A 14,715-nucleotide genomic window follows, 5' to 3' on the forward strand; every position below is an offset into this window, starting at 1 on the left:
GGAGCGGGACGAGCGCGTAGACTAGATCGATCAGCACCGATCCGGCCATCACCGGGGAGCTCGCGGAAGAAACGGGTCACGGCCCGGACTAGAACCGCGCGGGGCAGGCCCGTCACAGCCGCAGTGAGAGCGGCGTTCCCGGGAGGGCGCGCAACGCAGGGTGGTACCGCGGTCCCGACGGATCGTCCCGGCGAGGAGACCTCGACCCGCGGAGAGACATGACCTACCCTCGCCCCTCATCCTTCGGCCCCGCAGCTGACGCCAGCGCCGCGGGCACGGCATCCGTTGTTCCCAGCCCGCGCTTCCCGGACATCGAGCGTGACACCCTCGCGTTCTGGGCCGAGGACGACACATTCCGCGCCTCGATCGCGAACCGTGAGGGCGCCGAGGAGTGGGTCTTCTACGACGGCCCGCCCTTCGCCAACGGTCTCCCGCACTACGGGCACCTGCTCACCGGGTACGCCAAGGACGTCTTCCCGCGCTTCCAGACGATGCGCGGCAAGAAGGTCGACCGCGTCTTCGGCTGGGACACCCACGGTCTCCCGGCCGAGCTCGAGGCCATGAAGCAGCTCGGGATCACCGAGAAGGACGAGATCGAGCGCATGGGCGTCGCGACCTTCAACGCGAAGGCCCGCGAGTCGGTGCTCGAGTACACGCGCGAGTGGCAGGACTACGTCACCCGTCAGGCCCGATGGGTCGACTTCGAGCGCGGCTACAAGACGCTCGACACGACCTACATGGAGAGCGTCCTGTGGGCCTTCAAGACCCTGCACGACAAGGGCCTCGCGTACGAGGGGTACCGCGTGCTGCCGTACTGCTGGCGCGACGAGACGCCGCTGTCGACGCACGAGCTGCGCATGGACGACGACGTCTACAAGATGCGTCAGGACCCCTCGGTCACCGTGACCTTCCCTCTCGTCGGCGCGAAGGCCGAGGCGCTGGGTCTCACCGGCGTCCGTGCCCTCGCGTGGACGACGACCCCGTGGACCCTCCCGACGAACCTTGCCCTCGCGGTGGGTCCCGGCATCCGTTATGCAGTTATCGAGGGCGGCCCGAACGGCGCGGCCGACGTGCACACGACCCCCGACGGCACCCCCGACGAGGCGTTCGAGGCCGTCGCGCACCGCTACCTGCTCGCCGAGGATCTGCTGCCGAACTACGCGAAGGATCTCGGGTACGAGAGTGCGGATGCCGCCCGCGCGGCCGTTCAGACGACGGTCCTGGGCGCCGAGCTCGAGGGCGTCTCGTACGACCGCCTCTTCGACTACTACGCCGACGCGTCGGTGTGGGGCACGCAGGACGCCTGGAGAATCCTCGTCGACGACTACGTCACGGTGAGCGACGGCACGGGCATCGTGCACCAGGCCCCGGCCTACGGTGAGGACGACAAGCGTCTCGCGGATGCCGCGGGCCTGCCGACGATCATCTCGCTCGACGACGGCGGCCGGTTCCTGTCGGCAGTGACCGACGTCGCCGGGGAGCTGTGGATGGAGGCCAATCGGCCGCTCATCCGTCTGCTGAAGCAGGGCGGACGCCTGCTGCGCGAGGCGTCGTACGAGCACTCGTACCCGCACTGCTGGCGCTGCCGGAACCCCCTCATCTACAAGGCCGTGTCGAGCTGGTTCGTGCGTGTGACCGACATCAAGGACGACCTGCTCGCGAACAACCAGCGGATCACCTGGGTGCCCGAGAACGTCAAGGAGGGCCAGTTCGGCAAGTGGCTCGAGGGCGCTCGCGACTGGTCCATCAGCCGCAACCGCTACTGGGGCTCGCCGATCCCGGTCTGGAGGAGCGACGACCCGAACTACCCGCGCGTCGACGTGTACGGCTCGCTCGCCGAGATGGAGGCCGACTTCGGGAGGCTGCCGCGCAACGCCGACGGCGAGGTCGACCTGCACCGCCCCTACATCGACGACCTCACGCGCCCGAACCCCGACGACCCGACCGGGCAGTCCACGATGCGCCGCATCGAGGACGTGCTCGACGTGTGGTTCGACTCGGGCTCGATGCCGTTCGCGCAGGTGCACTACCCGTTCGAGAACCACGAGTGGTTCGACGAGCACGCCCCCGCCGACTTCATCGTCGAGTACATCGGACAGACCCGCGGCTGGTTCTACGTCATGCACGTGCTCTCGACCGCGCTGTTCGACCGCCCGGCCTACACGGGCGTCTCGTGCCATGGCATCGTGCTCGGCAACGACGGGCAGAAGATGTCGAAGTCGCTGCGCAACTACCCCGACGTGCGCGAGGTCTTCGATCGCGACGGCTCGGATGCCATGCGCTGGTTCCTCATGTCGTCGAGCGTGCTGCGCGGCGGCAACCTCGTCGTGACCGAGGAGGGCATCCGCTCGGGCGTACGCGAGTTCCTGCTGCCGTTGTGGAACGCGTGGTACTTCTTCGCGACGTACAGCAACGCCTCGGGACCCGACGGCTACACCGCCGAGTGGCGCACCGACTCCACCGACGTGCTCGATCGGTACATCCTTGCGCTGACGGGCGACCTCGTGAAGGACGTCGCCGCCGACCTCGAAGGCTTGGACTCCACGACCGCGGCCGAGCGCCTGCGCGACTTCGCCGAGGTGCTGACCAACTGGTACATCCGGCGCTCGCGCGACCGTTTCTGGGTCGGCGTGACCGACGACCCGCGCTCCCGCGAGGCGTTCGACACGTTGTACACCGTGCTCGAGACGCTCACCCGCGTCGCGGCCCCGCTGCTTCCGCTCGTCACCGAGCGCGTGTGGCAGGGCCTCACCGGCGGACGCAGCGTGCATCTGACGGACTGGCCCGACGCGTCGGCCTACGCGGCCGCGGAAGACATCCGCACCGCGATGGACACCGTGCGCGACGTCTCGAGCGTCGCCAACGCGCTGCGCAAGCGCGAGGGCAAGCGTGTGCGCCTGCCGCTGCCGCGTCTGACGGTGGTGACCCCGGATGCCGCGGGCCTGGCGCAGTTCGAAGACCTCGTGCGCGAGGAACTCAACGTCAAGGACGTGCAACTGGTCGAGCTGACGCCCCAGTCGTTCGACGAGTTCGGACTCGCGCAGCGCCTCGTCATCAACGCTCGCGCCGCCGGCCCGCGTCTGGGAAAGCGCGTGCAGCAGGTCATCCAGGCGGCCAAGGCCGGCGACTGGGCGGAGACCGACCGCGGCATCGTCGTGCAGACCCCGGAGGGCGAGGTCGTGCTGGGGCTCGGCGAGGGAACCCTCGAGACCGACGCCTCTCGCCTCGCCGAGGGCGAAGCGGTTGCGCTGCTCGTCGCCGCCGAGGGCTTCCTCCTGCTCGACACCTCGACGACGCCCGAGCTCGAGGCCGAGGGCCTGGCGCGTGACATGATCCGGGGCATCCAGGACACGCGAAAGGCGGCGGGCTTCGACGTGAGCGACCGCATCGCCCTTTCCCTCACGTTCGACGACGCCGGCGATGCGGCCGCCGTGGCCCAGGCGTTCGACGTCGCGGGCGTGGCATCCGAGACCCTCGCCGAAGGCGTCGTGCTGGCCAGCCGCACGGAGCGGCTCATCGAGCGCGGGAACGTGGGCGAGCCCGAGTTCGAGAACGTGCTCGCCGCGAAGACCTACGCGAACGTCGGAGCCGTCACGGTGGCCGTCGCCCGGATCGGAGCCCCCGCATGAGCGATCGCACCAGAGCTGACGCCGTCTACGCGGCGCTCCTCGAGCGCCAGGGCGAGCAGTGGGTGCAGCCGCGCGTCGAGCGCACGCGTCGTGTGCTCGAGCTGCTCGACGACCCGCAGCGCACGTACCGCGTGATCCACGTCACCGGCACGAACGGCAAGACCTCGACGAGCCGCATGATCGAGAGCCTGCTGCGTGCGATGGGGCTTCGGACGGGCCTGTTCACCAGCCCGCACCTCGAGCGGTTCACCGAGCGCATCCTCATCGACGGCGAGCCGGTGTCGGATGCCGCGATCGCGGACGCGTGGGACGAGATCCAGCCGTTCGTCGACATGGTGGATGCCGAGTTGGCCGGCGCGGGCGACGCTCCGCTGACCTTCTTCGAGCTGCTCACGGTGCTCGCGTTCGTCGTCGCCGCCGACGCGCCGATCGACGTGCTCGTGCTCGAGGTCGGCATGGGCGGCGAGTGGGACTCGACCAACACCGCGGACGGCGACGTCGCGGTGTTCACGCCGATCGACATCGACCACGTCGACCGACTCGGCTCGACCGTCGCGGAGATCGCCACGGTGAAGGCGGGCATCATCAAGCCTGGCGCGGCCGTCGTCTCGGCTCCGCAGCCTCCCGACGCGCTGCGCGCCATCCGCCAACGCGCCGAGAAGGAGGGCGCGACGGTATCGATCGCGGGTGACGGGTTCGCCCTCGAGGGGCAGACCCTCGCCGTCGGGGGACAGCAGCTCGACATCCGCGGCGTCGCGGGAACCTACCGCGAGGTCTACCTGCCGCTGTACGGCGCTCACCAGGGCGCCAACGCGGCCCTGGCGGTCGCGGCGGTCGAGTCGCTCATCGGCGGCGGGACCCAGGCCCTCGCCGCCGACGTGATCGCCGACGGTCTCGGCACCGCGACCTCGCCCGGCCGCCTGCAGCTCATCGGCACGGCGCCCACGGTCTTCGTCGACGCCGCACACAACCCGCACGGCGCCCGCGCCCTGGTCGCCGCCCTCGACGAGTCGTTCGACATCGACGAGTGGGGGGCGGTCATCGGCATCCTGGATGGAAAGGATGCCGTCGGCATCATGTCCGCACTCGTGCCGGCCGTCGCGCGTGTGTTCGCCACCGCTCCCGACAGCGACCGCGCCACCGATCCCGACACGATCGCCGACGTGGCCGAAGCGGCCGACCTGCCGGTCACCGTGCACCCGACGCTCGAGGACGCCGCCGACGCGGCACGGGCGTGGGCGGCCGAGTCCGACCGTCGCGCCGTCGTCATCGCGGGCTCCGTCGTCCTCGCGGGCGAAGCGCTGCGTTTGTCGGAGCTCGAGGACTGGAAGTCGGGGTGGCAGGCGTGAGTCCCCGGGAGCCGCGCGCGCGTCGCCAGCGCGGTGCCCTCGAATCGCTCGGCGCCGTCGTGCTCGGCTTCGAGTCGATCATCGTCTTCCTCGGTGGTCTCGTCGTCTACGGGCTGAAGGTGCTGCCGTTCGGCATCGAACCGTGGTGGGGGATCGTCGGCGGCGTCGTGATGGCCGTCGCCATGGTCGCCGTCGCCGGCCTCCTTCGCCACCGGAAGGCCGTGTGGGTCGGCTGGGCTCTCCAGGTGCTCCTGCTCCTCGGCGGATTCCTCGTTCCGGCCCTCGCCGTCGTCGCGCTCATTTTCGGCGGCATGTGGGCGTATGCGACGATCAAGGGAGCGGCCCTCGACCGGCAGAACGCCCGGCGGGCCGCTTCCCCCGACCTCTCGAACGGAGAATGACCCATGGCCACCGAAGAGACCCTCGTCCTGGTCAAGCCCGACGGCGTCGCCCGCGGCCTGACCGGCGCGATCCTCGCCCGTATCGAGGCGAAGGGCTACGCCCTCGTCGACATCCGCCTGGTCGAGCCCGACCGTGAGCGCCTCGCCCAGCACTACGCCGAGCACGAGGGCAAGCCGTTCTACGAGCCGCTCCTCGAGTTCATGCTCTCCGGCCCCTCGGTCGCCATCCGTCTCGCGGGCAACCGCGTGATCGAGGGCTTCCGTTCGCTCGCCGGAACGACCGACCCCACCACCGCCGCGCCCGGCACGATCCGCGGCGACTTCGGCCGCGACTGGGGCCTGAAGGTGCAGCAGAACCTCGTCCACGGCTCCGACAGCGTCGAGTCCGCCGAGCGCGAGCTCGCGATCTGGTTCGCCTGATCCCGGATGCCGAGATGGCCGCCGCCCCGAGGGGTGGCGGCCATCACTGCGTCCCGATCCCTTCGACGAGCTCAGGAACCTGCGCCGGCGCCCGGTGAGATGACTGCTACCGGCCCGCGCCCTCGACCGAGGAGGTGGCTGAGCCTGTGGAAGCCACCGGCCCGCGCGCGACGCCCTCAGGTTCGCGACAAGCCCGCCCGGTGCCCCGCCGCCAGCCACGACACCGGGCCGAGCACGGGAACGGCGAGGATCACGATCGCCCACACCAGCACCGACGTCGACGACAGCCGTCCCGCGCTGCGGCACAGGCTGACGATGGCCCAGACGGCAAGACCGAGCACCACCACGGCCAGCCCCGACCACACCAGGTCGTACGCGGCAGGCATCAGCGGGTTCGTGGCATCCATTCCTCGAACCTAGGGCACAAGTCCTTTGCGCGCGAGAAACCGCGGGTACGAGAACCCGAGGGCACGAGAACGACCCGCGATGAGGTCAGAACTGCGCCAGGACGTTGAGTCGAGCCTGCGCGATGACGGCGATGACGACGAACGCCGCGAGCGTCATCAGCGGGACCCAGGGCATGAGCCGTTCGGCGACGTGCCGCACACGCGGCGCGGGAATGACTCCCTCGCGGAGCACGTGCAGCGTGACCACGAAGAACGAGGGGATCACGACCGACCACGTCACCATGCACCACGGGCAGAGGGTCGCGAGCACGAAGATGCTCTGCGAGATCAACCAGATGACGAACGTGATCGCGAAGGCGAACCCGAGCCAGAACAGCGCCCAGAACCAGCGCGCGAACCGTGCACCGGCCAGCAGCGCCATGCCCACGACGACCGGCGCCATCCACGCCGTGAGGCCGATGATCGGGTTCGGGAATCCGAACACGCTGCCCTGGGGCGACTGGAGGTTCGCCGAGCACTGGACCAGGACGCTGAAGTCGCAGGATGCCGCTTCCCCGGGGTTCTTCAACTGGGCGAAGCGCTCCATCGTCAGCGAGAACGCCGCCCACCACCCGACGATGCCGGCTAAGACGAGCCAGATCGCGACCACGACGGGGCGGCGAGGGGTGACGGTGTCGCTCATGGCTCGATTCTGTCACCGCGCACTTCGCTGTCCGCTGAAGATCGCTCGGTGTCGAAGAGCCCCCGTGCGGTGGTTTCCGGACGGACCGTGCGATAATGATGTTTCGATGTACCGCGGCCGCGCCGCAGGAGCATCACCAGAAGACTTCGGGCGATGACCGCCCTTCGCAGCACGAGCCGCCGGCCTGCTGCAGACCGAGTGAGTTCGCGGCCCCGCCGGGTGCGGCGCCGCACGAGATTTCGCCGGGCGACGCGCGGTGTCGCCCCGCCAGGGAGTACGCCACAATGGCAGACGCAAGCGACGAACAGACCCCCACCGAGCAGATCGCGCCCGACGCCGCAGTCGAGCAGGACGCTTCCTCCGACGCCACCGCTTCCCCCGAGGCGCCGACGGTCGACGAGGAAGAGGGCGCGGTTCAGGATGCCGAGAGCGCCGCGGCGCTCGACACGGCTCCTCCCGCGGTGCTCGACGAGACGCCCGCCGAAGAAGCGCCCGCCGACGCGGTGTCCGCCGAGAGCGAGCAGGACGCTGAGCCCGCTGTCGCCGACGCCGCGACGGACAGCGCGACGGAAGACGCCGCCGACGCTGACGCTCCCGCGCCGGTGGACGAGACGCCCGCCGAGGCCGCCCCCGGGCCGGACACCGCTGACGAGACGTCCACCGCCGAGACGCGCACCGCCGAGGCGCCCGAAACGGAGAAGACGGCCGAGGTCGCGGCATCCGAAGCGCCCGCGGAAGAGACGTCCGCACCGCAGAAGCCGGAACGCCCGACCGCCGTGTCGCTGGGCCTTCTGCCCGAGGTGTTCGTGTCCGCGGTGTCGACCCAACTGCACTTCTACGCGCCCGAGCCGCTTCCGGCGGCCCTGCGCGACGACTCCGACGACCGCGGCTTCCGCGACGAGCGCGACGACGAGGCTCCGGCGGAGCGCACCTCCGCGAACGCTCGACGACGCAACCGCCGTCGCGGTGGCGCCGCCGCCGCCAGCGCAGACGACCAGGACGACGCCCCCGCGGCCCCGCCGCGCCAGCGCGCCGTCGAGGTCGTCACCGAGCCGCAGCGCATCAAGGGCTCCACGCGCCTCGAGGCCAAGAAGCAGCGGCGCCGCGATGGTCGCGAGGCCGGCCGTCGCCGCCCCGTCGTGACCGAGGCCGAGTTCCTCGCGCGCCGCGAGGCCGTCGACCGCGTGATGGTCGTGCGGTCGAAGGCCGGCCGCATCCAGATCGCCGTCCTCGAGGACAACGTGCTGGTCGAGCACTACGTCGCCCGCAACCAGGATGCGTCGCTCATCGGCAACGTCTACCTCGGCCGCGTGCAGAACGTGCTCCCGAGCATGGAGGCCGCGTTCGTCGACATCGGTCGCGGGCGCAACGCCGTGCTGTACTCCGGCGAGGTCGACTGGGACGGCATCGACACCGGCAACCAGCCCCGCCGCATCGAGCTCGCGCTCAAGTCGGGCGACCGCGTCTTGGTTCAGGTGACCAAGGACCCGGTGGGCCACAAGGGTGCGCGCCTCACGAGCCAGATCTCGCTCCCGGGGCGCTATCTCGTCTACGTGCCCAACGGCACCATGAACGGGATCTCGCGCAAGCTGCCCGACACCGAGCGCGCCCGCCTCAAGAAGATCCTCAAGGAGGTCCTGCCCGAGTCGTCGGGCGTGATCGTCCGCACCGCGGCCGAGGGGGCCACCGAGGAGCAGCTGACGCGTGACGTCCAGCGCCTGACCTCGCAGTGGGAGCACGTCAGCAACCAGCTGCAGACGATCCAGGCGCCCGCGCTGCTGCACTCCGAGCCCGATCTCCTCGTCAAGATCGTCCGCGACGTCTTCAACGAGGACTTCACGCGCATGCTGATCCAGGGCGACGAGGCGCTGCAGACGATCTCCAACTACCTCGCGGGCGTCGCCCCCGACCTGCTCGAGCGCGTCGAGAAGTACGAGGGCGAGCAGGACCCCTTTGACGCCTTCCGCGTGACGGAGCAGATCGAGAAGGCCCTCGACCGCAAGGTCTGGCTGCCCTCCGGCGGTTCGCTCGTGATCGACCGCACCGAGGCCATGACCGTGGTCGACGTCAACACCGGCAAGTTCGTCGGTTCGGGCGGGAACCTCGAAGAGACGGTCACGAAGAACAACCTCGAAGCGGCCGAAGAGATCGTGCGTCAGCTGCGTCTGCGCGACATCGGCGGCATCATCGTCGTCGACTTCATCGACATGGTGCTCGAGTCCAACCGCGATCTCGTGCTCCGTCGTCTCATCGAGTGCTTGAGCCGCGACCGCACGAAGCACCAGGTCGCCGAGGTCACCTCGCTCGGCCTCGTGCAGATGACGCGCAAGAAGCTCGGCCTCGGCCTTCTCGAGACCTTCAGCGAGGCCTGCGAGGTCTGCGCCGGACGTGGCGTCGTCGTGCATCACGACCCCGTCGTCCGCCACCGCACCGGAACGAACGGCAACGGGAACGGCAACGGCGGCTCGAACAACCGTCGGACACGCGGCGGAAACGGCAACGGCAACGCCTCCGCGAACGGCTCGAACAACGGAAACGGCGCTCCGGCCGGCAACGGGGGAGCAGCGGCCGCCGCCGGCGGCACGCACGTGATCACCGAGGGCGTGAAGTCGGCGCTCGCGCAGATCGCGGCATCCACGATCCACCCCACCGTCGAAGACCCCGCGATCGTCGAAGCGGCCGTGGTCGCGTCGGTCGAAGCGGTCCTGGATGCCAAGGTCGAGGCGCCCGTGCGCGAGAAGCGTCCGCGCAAGAAGCGTGAGCCGAAGACCCCGCGCACCGAGAAGGACGCGCTGCTCGAGTCCGTGCTCGAGGCGCTCCCGGAGCCGAAGGCGCCCGGTCAGGGACGCTCGCGCCGCCGCGTCACGACAGCCGCCCTCACCGGGACCCCGGTCGACGCCCAGCCGTCGTCGGACTGATCGTTCTCACCCGTGAGGGGTCATGCCCTGTCGTCCGCGACGTGGGCATGACCCCTCACGCGCGTCCGCGGCGTTCGCGGGCGGTGATGCGCAGGCCCGAAGCGCGGAGACGACGGACGAGCTCGCGCCCGCCGACGTGTTCCGCGCCGGCGGCGACGAGATCGGCGTGGCGCTCGTCGGGAACGTCGTAGTGGTCGAGATCGAACGCACGGGCGGGAATCCCGGCGGCCGCGGCGAAGGCGTGCAGCTCGTCGAGATCGCTGTCGCTGACGAGGTGCGCCCACAGTCGTCCGTGCGCGGGCCACTGCGGGTCGTCGATCAGGATCGCCATTCCGTGATCCTACGGTCGACACGCGGGTCGGATGCTTTTGCCGGATGCCGTCCCGTGAGCTAAACTTGACCCTTGGTGCGTCGTGTCCGCCCCTACCAGCGCGTGACACCCGCGAGCCGAGCTCGCCGGATCGTACCGAGATTTGGGTCGAGAGACCCTCTCGACGTCATCAGACAACCGGAGCCGTGCGCTCCCGAATGAAACAGGTGTGAAGTGGTCTACGCAGTTGTGCGCGCCGGCGGCCGGCAGGAAAAGGTGGAGGTCGGCACGATCGTCGTGCTCGACCGCCAGGCGGCGAAGATCGGCGAGAGCATCCAGCTGCCCGCCGTCCTGTTCGTCGACGGCGACGCCGTCACGACCGACGCCGACAAGCTCGCGAAGGTCTCGGTCACGGCCGAGGTCCTCGGTGAGGAGCGCGGTCCGAAGATCGTGATCCAGAAGTTCAAGAACAAGACCGGCTACAAGAAGCGCCAGGGCCACCGTCAGGACCTCACGCGCGTCAAGATCACCGGCATCAAGTAAGAGCCAGGAGACGCAGAGATGGCACACAAAAAGGGCGCAAGCTCCACCCGTAACGGTCGTGACTCCAACGCACAGCGCCTCGGCGTGAAGCGCTTCGGCGGCCAGGCCGTCAACGCCGGCGAGATCCTCGTCCGCCAGCGCGGCACGCACTTCCACCCCGGCGCCAACGTCGGCCGTGGAGGCGACGACACGCTCTTCGCTCTCGCCGCCGGTGCGGTCGAGTTCGGCAACAAGGGCGGCCGCAAGGTCGTCAACATCGTCGCCGCAGCGGAGTAATCCACAGCGCTCAGCGCGCGATAGAGGGGGTGGGCACAGCCCGCCCCCTCTTCTTTTCTTTCCGGCATCCCGGTCCCGTCCCGAAAGGACTCCCATGGTCACCTTCGTCGACCGCGTCACTCTGCACCTGCGTGCGGGCAAGGGCGGCAACGGCTGCGTGTCGGTGCGCCGCGAGAAGTTCAAGCCGCTGGCCGGTCCCGACGGCGGCAACGGCGGACACGGCGGCGACGTCGTCCTCGTCGCCGACCCCCAGACGACCACCCTGCTCTCGTACCACCACTCGCCGCACCGCTCCGCGGGCAACGGCGGATTCGGGATGGGCGACCACCGCTCCGGCGCCATGGGCGAAGACCAGGAGCTCCCCGTCCCGCTCGGCACGGTCGTGAAAGACACCGACGGCACCGTTCTCGTCGACATGCTCACCCCCGGCATGCGCTTCGTCGTCGCCCCGGGTGGTCTGGGCGGGCTCGGCAACGCCGCGCTGGCCTCGCCCAAGCGCAAGGCTCCCGGCTTCGCGCTGCTCGGGACACCGGGGTGGGAGGGCGATGTCGTCCTCGAGCTCAAGACCGTCGCCGACGTCGCCCTCGTCGGCTTCCCCTCGGCCGGAAAGTCGAGCCTCATCGCCGCCGTGTCGGCCGCGCGTCCCAAGATCGCCGACTACCCGTTCACGACGTTGCACCCGAACCTCGGCGTCGTGCAGGCGGGCGACGTGCGGTTCACGATCGCGGACGTACCCGGGCTCATCGAGGGTGCGAGCGAGGGCAAGGGCCTCGGCCTGGAGTTCCTGCGCCACGTCGAACGCTGCACGGCTCTCGTGCACGTCCTCGACTGCGCGACCCTCGACCCGGGTCGTGATCCGCTGAGCGACCTCGACGTGATCCTCGCCGAGCTGGGCGCCTACCCGGTCCCCGAGGGGCAGCTGCCGCTCCTTGAGCGCCCGCAGATCATCGCCCTGAACAAGGTCGATGTCCCCGAGGCTCACGAACTCGCCGATTTCGTCCGCCCCGACCTCGAAGCGCGTGGATTCCGCGTGTTCGAGATCTCCACGGTCAGCCGCGCCGGCCTGCGCGAGCTCACCTTCGCCCTCGCCGACATCGTCGAGCAGCACCGCGTGGCGACGATCGACGACGCCCCGGCTGAGCGCATCGTCATCCGTCCGAAGGGTGCCGAGAAGGACTTCGAGATCAAGGTCGAGGGCGGCACCTACGGGCCGGTCTACCGGATCCTCGGCGACAAGCCCGTCAAGTGGGTGCAGCAGACCGACTTCCAGAACGAAGAAGCCGTGGGCTATCTCGCCGACCGTCTCGCGCGCCTGGGCGTCGAGGACGGTCTGTTCCGCGCCGGCGCCGTCGCGGGTGCGACCGTCGTCATCGGCCCCGGAGACGGGATCGTGTTCGACTGGGAGCCCACGCTCACGTCGGCCGCAGAACTCATGACCGCGCCCCGCGGCACCGACCCGCGTCTCGTGCAGAACCCGCGTCGTACGTCGTCCGAGCGTCGTGAGCAGTATCACGAGCGAATGGATGCCAAGGCCGAGGCGCGCGCTGAACTCGAGGCCGAGCGCCGGGCGGCGCGCGCCGCCGGGATCGACCCGGACGGCGACTCCTCGGCTCTCCTGGACGAGGCGGACGAACGGTGATGGCCTCGACCCGCGCCGACATCCCACGCGCGTCGCGCGTCGTCGTCAAGGTCGGCTCGTCGTCGATCAGCGGTGACGGCGCGCACCGCATCGACACGATCGTCGAGGCCCTGTCTCGCGCTCACGCGGGTGGCGTCGAGGTCGTGCTGGTGTCGTCCGGCGCCATCGCCACCGCCCTGCCGCTCCTCGACCTCGGCGGCCGACCGAACGACCTCGCCACGCAGCAGGCGGCCGCCGCCGTGGGGCAGAACGTCCTGATGTGGCGCTACCAGACATCTCTCGACCGCTTCGGGCTGCTGGCCGGCCAGGTGCTGCTCACGGCCGGCGACCTCGAGAACGCCACTCCGCGTTCCAACGCGCGTCGTGCCATGGAACGGCTTCTGGGGCTCGGCATCCTGCCTATCGTCAACGAGAACGACACCGTCGCCACGCACGAGATCCGCTTCGGCGACAACGACCGGCTCGCCGCCCTCGTGGCACAGCTGATCGGGGCCGACGCGCTCGTGCTGCTCAGCGATATCGCGTGCCTGTACACCGCCCCGCCGAACGAACCCGGCGCTCGCCCGATCACCGACGTGGCCTGGGGTGACGACCTGTCCGACTTCGAGTTCGGTGCGGGCGTCGTCAACGGCGTCGGCACCGGGGGAGCGGCGACCAAGGTCTCGGCCGCGAAGCTCGCGTCGACGGCCGGTGTCGGCGTTCTGGTGACCAGCGCGGATCTCGTCGCCGATGCCCTCGCCGGCGAGTCGGTGGGGACCTGGTTCGCTCCGAATCCGGATGCCGTCACCCTGTCGACCGGTCCGATCGGCGCCGTCGCCGCGACGGTAGACTGACGCGATGACCACGATCGCTGTCTCCGTCCAGGAGCGTCTGCGTCTGGCGAAGGACGCGGCGCGACAGATCGGCCTGCTCGACGCCGACGCGAAGACGTCTCTCCTGAACGCGATCGCCGACGCTCTCGACGCCGCGACCGACGACATCGTGCTCGCGAACGCCGACGATCTCGAGCGCGGTCGGACGAACGCGATCGGCGACGCCCTTCTCGACCGGCTGCGCCTCGACGCCGGCCGTGTCGCGGCGCTCGCGGCAGCCGTCCGCGACGTCGCCGTCCTGCCCGACCCGGTCGGGCGGGTCCTCGATCGCCGTACCCTTCCCAACGGGCTCGCACTCGAGAAGGTCGCCGTGCCGTTCGGTGTCGTCGGTTCGATCTACGAGGCACGCCCCAACGTCACGGTCGACATCGCCGCTCTCGCCCTGCGATCGGGCAACGCGGTGGTGCTCCGGGGCGGCTCCGCCGCGCAGAGCTCCAACGCGGCACTCGTGACGGTCATGCGCGGGGCACTTGCCTCGCAAGGTGTCTCGCCCGAGGCGGTGCAGACCGTCGACGACTTCGGCCGTGACGGTGCCCGCGCTCTCATGAATGCCCGCGGTCTCGTCGACGTCCTCGTCCCGCGGGGGAGCGCGTCGCTCATCGAGACGGTCGTCACCGAGTCGACCGTCCCCGTCATCGAGACGGGCGCGGGCGTCGTCCACGTCTACCTCGATGAGACGGCGCGCGCGGACTGGGCGCGCGAGATCGTCCTGAACGCCAAGACCCAGCGACCGAGCGTCTGCAACGCCGTCGAGACGGTCCTGGTGCACCGCGCGGCGGCCGACCGTCTGCTGCCCGAACTGCTGGTCTCGCTCGCCGAGGCGGGCGTCAGCGTGCACGGCGACCCGACCGTCGCGGGGTACGACCCGCGCGTCGTCGCGGCCACCGACGCCGACTGGGCGGCCGAGTACCTCAGCCTCGATCTGGCTGTGCGGGTGGTCGACGACCTCGACGCCGCCCTCGACCACATCCGGCGTTACTCGACGCACCACACCGAGTCGATCATCACCGACGACGACACCGCGGCGCAGCGCTTCCTGGCCGAGGTCGACTCGGCGGTCGTGCTCGTCAACGCGTCGACCCGCTTCACCGACGGCGGCGAGTTCGGTTTCGGCGCCGAGGTCGGCATCTCCACTCAGAAACTTCACGCGCGCGGCCCGATGGGTCTCGCCGAGCTCACGAGCACGAAGTGGCTCGGGCGCGGCGACGGACAGGTCCGCGTCTAACCGCCTAAAATGGCACTGCGCGCCGCGCAGACACCCGAAACGGA

General features: G+C 70.1%; 13 protein-coding genes. 10 read left to right on the forward strand and 3 right to left on the reverse strand.

What is annotated here, in order from left to right:
- Window positions 1–218 precede the first annotated feature (218 nt).
- From ileS to ndk, 4 genes are read left to right on the forward strand one after another with little or no spacing between them, the layout of a single operon-like run.
- A complete protein-coding gene (gene ileS / locus NS283_RS07625; RefSeq protein WP_058596266.1) occupies window positions 219–3,629 on the forward strand; it encodes an isoleucine--tRNA ligase in 3,411 nt (1,136 codons plus the stop codon).
- The gene (locus NS283_RS07630; RefSeq protein ID WP_058596267.1) at window positions 3,626–4,978 is read left to right on the forward strand and encodes a bifunctional folylpolyglutamate synthase/dihydrofolate synthase; all 1,353 of its coding nucleotides are present in this window, start codon (window positions 3,626–3,628) and stop codon (window positions 4,976–4,978) included. The genes ileS and NS283_RS07630 overlap by 4 nt, the downstream gene beginning before the upstream one ends.
- The gene (locus tag NS283_RS07635) at window positions 4,966–5,379 is read left to right on the forward strand and encodes a DUF4233 domain-containing protein (protein WP_081317308.1); all 414 of its coding nucleotides are present in this window, start codon (window positions 4,966–4,968) and stop codon (window positions 5,377–5,379) included. Before NS283_RS07630 ends, NS283_RS07635 begins: the two co-directional genes overlap by 13 nt.
- Before the next feature lie 3 nt (window positions 5,380–5,382).
- Window positions 5,383–5,799 carry a nucleoside-diphosphate kinase gene (ndk, locus tag NS283_RS07640; RefSeq protein WP_058596268.1) on the forward strand — a complete coding sequence of 139 codons (417 nt, stop codon included), beginning with the start codon at window positions 5,383–5,385 and terminating at the stop codon, window positions 5,797–5,799.
- Window positions 5,800–5,975: 176 nt separating this feature from the next.
- On the opposite strand, the gene NS283_RS07645 is transcribed toward ndk, so the two are convergent.
- Window positions 5,976–6,206, reverse strand: coding sequence for a PLDc N-terminal domain-containing protein (locus NS283_RS07645; protein ID WP_058596269.1), 231 nt, complete (start codon window positions 6,204–6,206; stop codon window positions 5,976–5,978).
- An 85-nt stretch (window positions 6,207–6,291) separates the two neighbouring features.
- Window positions 6,292–6,888 (reverse strand): vitamin K epoxide reductase family protein, encoded by a 597-nt coding sequence (locus NS283_RS07650; protein ID WP_058596270.1) that lies wholly within the window; start codon window positions 6,886–6,888, stop codon window positions 6,292–6,294.
- 284 nt (window positions 6,889–7,172) lie between these two features.
- Here NS283_RS07650 and NS283_RS07655 point away from each other — a divergent pair, with 284 nt between their 5' ends.
- A complete protein-coding gene (locus NS283_RS07655; protein ID WP_153003300.1) occupies window positions 7,173–9,806 on the forward strand; it encodes an Rne/Rng family ribonuclease in 2,634 nt (877 codons plus the stop codon).
- A 55-nt stretch (window positions 9,807–9,861) separates the two neighbouring features.
- Here NS283_RS07655 and NS283_RS07660 read toward each other — a convergent pair whose 3' ends face one another.
- Complete coding sequence (locus NS283_RS07660; RefSeq protein WP_058596271.1) at window positions 9,862–10,137, reverse strand: DUF4031 domain-containing protein; 276 nt, start codon at window positions 10,135–10,137, stop codon at window positions 9,862–9,864.
- Window positions 10,138–10,350: 213 nt separating this feature from the next.
- On the opposite strand from NS283_RS07660, the gene rplU reads away from it, so the two are divergent.
- The 5 genes from rplU to NS283_RS07685 all read left to right on the forward strand — a co-directional run bounded on the left by rplU (window position 10,351) and on the right by NS283_RS07685 (window position 14,671).
- Complete coding sequence (gene rplU / locus NS283_RS07665; RefSeq protein WP_081317309.1) at window positions 10,351–10,659, forward strand: 50S ribosomal protein L21; 309 nt, start codon at window positions 10,351–10,353, stop codon at window positions 10,657–10,659.
- A gap of 18 nt (window positions 10,660–10,677) precedes the next feature.
- Window positions 10,678–10,935 (forward strand): 50S ribosomal protein L27, encoded by a 258-nt coding sequence (gene rpmA, locus NS283_RS07670; RefSeq protein WP_058596273.1) that lies wholly within the window; start codon window positions 10,678–10,680, stop codon window positions 10,933–10,935.
- A 94-nt stretch (window positions 10,936–11,029) separates the two neighbouring features.
- Complete coding sequence (gene obgE / locus NS283_RS07675) at window positions 11,030–12,574, forward strand: GTPase ObgE (RefSeq protein WP_058596274.1); 1,545 nt, start codon at window positions 11,030–11,032, stop codon at window positions 12,572–12,574.
- Window positions 12,571–13,407, forward strand: a complete 837-nt coding sequence (gene proB / locus NS283_RS07680; protein ID WP_193752645.1) for a glutamate 5-kinase — start codon at window positions 12,571–12,573, stop codon at window positions 13,405–13,407. Before obgE ends, proB begins: the two co-directional genes overlap by 4 nt.
- A gap of 4 nt (window positions 13,408–13,411) precedes the next feature.
- Complete coding sequence (locus tag NS283_RS07685; protein WP_058596276.1) at window positions 13,412–14,671, forward strand: glutamate-5-semialdehyde dehydrogenase; 1,260 nt, start codon at window positions 13,412–13,414, stop codon at window positions 14,669–14,671.
- The last annotated feature ends 44 nt before the right edge of the window (window positions 14,672–14,715 follow it).

The organism is Microbacterium testaceum (genome assembly GCF_001476285.1).
Classification (GTDB): Bacteria; Actinomycetota; Actinomycetes; order Actinomycetales; family Microbacteriaceae; genus Microbacterium; species Microbacterium testaceum_B.

Bases quoted from the DNA above. Each gene is read 5' to 3' on its own strand.
- NS283_RS07630 (WP_058596267.1), top strand. From the start codon at position 3,626: ATGAGCGATCGCACCAGAGCTGACGCCGTCTACGCGGCGCTCCTCGAG.
- NS283_RS07685 (WP_058596276.1), top strand. From the start codon at position 13,412: ATGACCACGATCGCTGTCTCCGTCCAGGAGCGTCTGCGTCTGGCGAAG.
- obgE (WP_058596274.1), top strand. From the start codon at position 11,030: ATGGTCACCTTCGTCGACCGCGTCACTCTGCACCTGCGTGCGGGCAAG.
- NS283_RS07650 (WP_058596270.1), bottom strand. From the start codon at position 6,888: ATGAGCGACACCGTCACCCCTCGCCGCCCCGTCGTGGTCGCGATCTGG.
- rpmA (WP_058596273.1), top strand. From the start codon at position 10,678: ATGGCACACAAAAAGGGCGCAAGCTCCACCCGTAACGGTCGTGACTCC.
- NS283_RS07660 (WP_058596271.1), bottom strand. From the start codon at position 10,137: ATGGCGATCCTGATCGACGACCCGCAGTGGCCCGCGCACGGACGACTG.
- NS283_RS07655 (WP_153003300.1), top strand. From the start codon at position 7,173: ATGGCAGACGCAAGCGACGAACAGACCCCCACCGAGCAGATCGCGCCC.
- NS283_RS07645 (WP_058596269.1), bottom strand. From the start codon at position 6,206: ATGGATGCCACGAACCCGCTGATGCCTGCCGCGTACGACCTGGTGTGG.
- ndk (WP_058596268.1), top strand. From the start codon at position 5,383: ATGGCCACCGAAGAGACCCTCGTCCTGGTCAAGCCCGACGGCGTCGCC.
- ileS (WP_058596266.1), top strand. From the start codon at position 219: ATGACCTACCCTCGCCCCTCATCCTTCGGCCCCGCAGCTGACGCCAGC.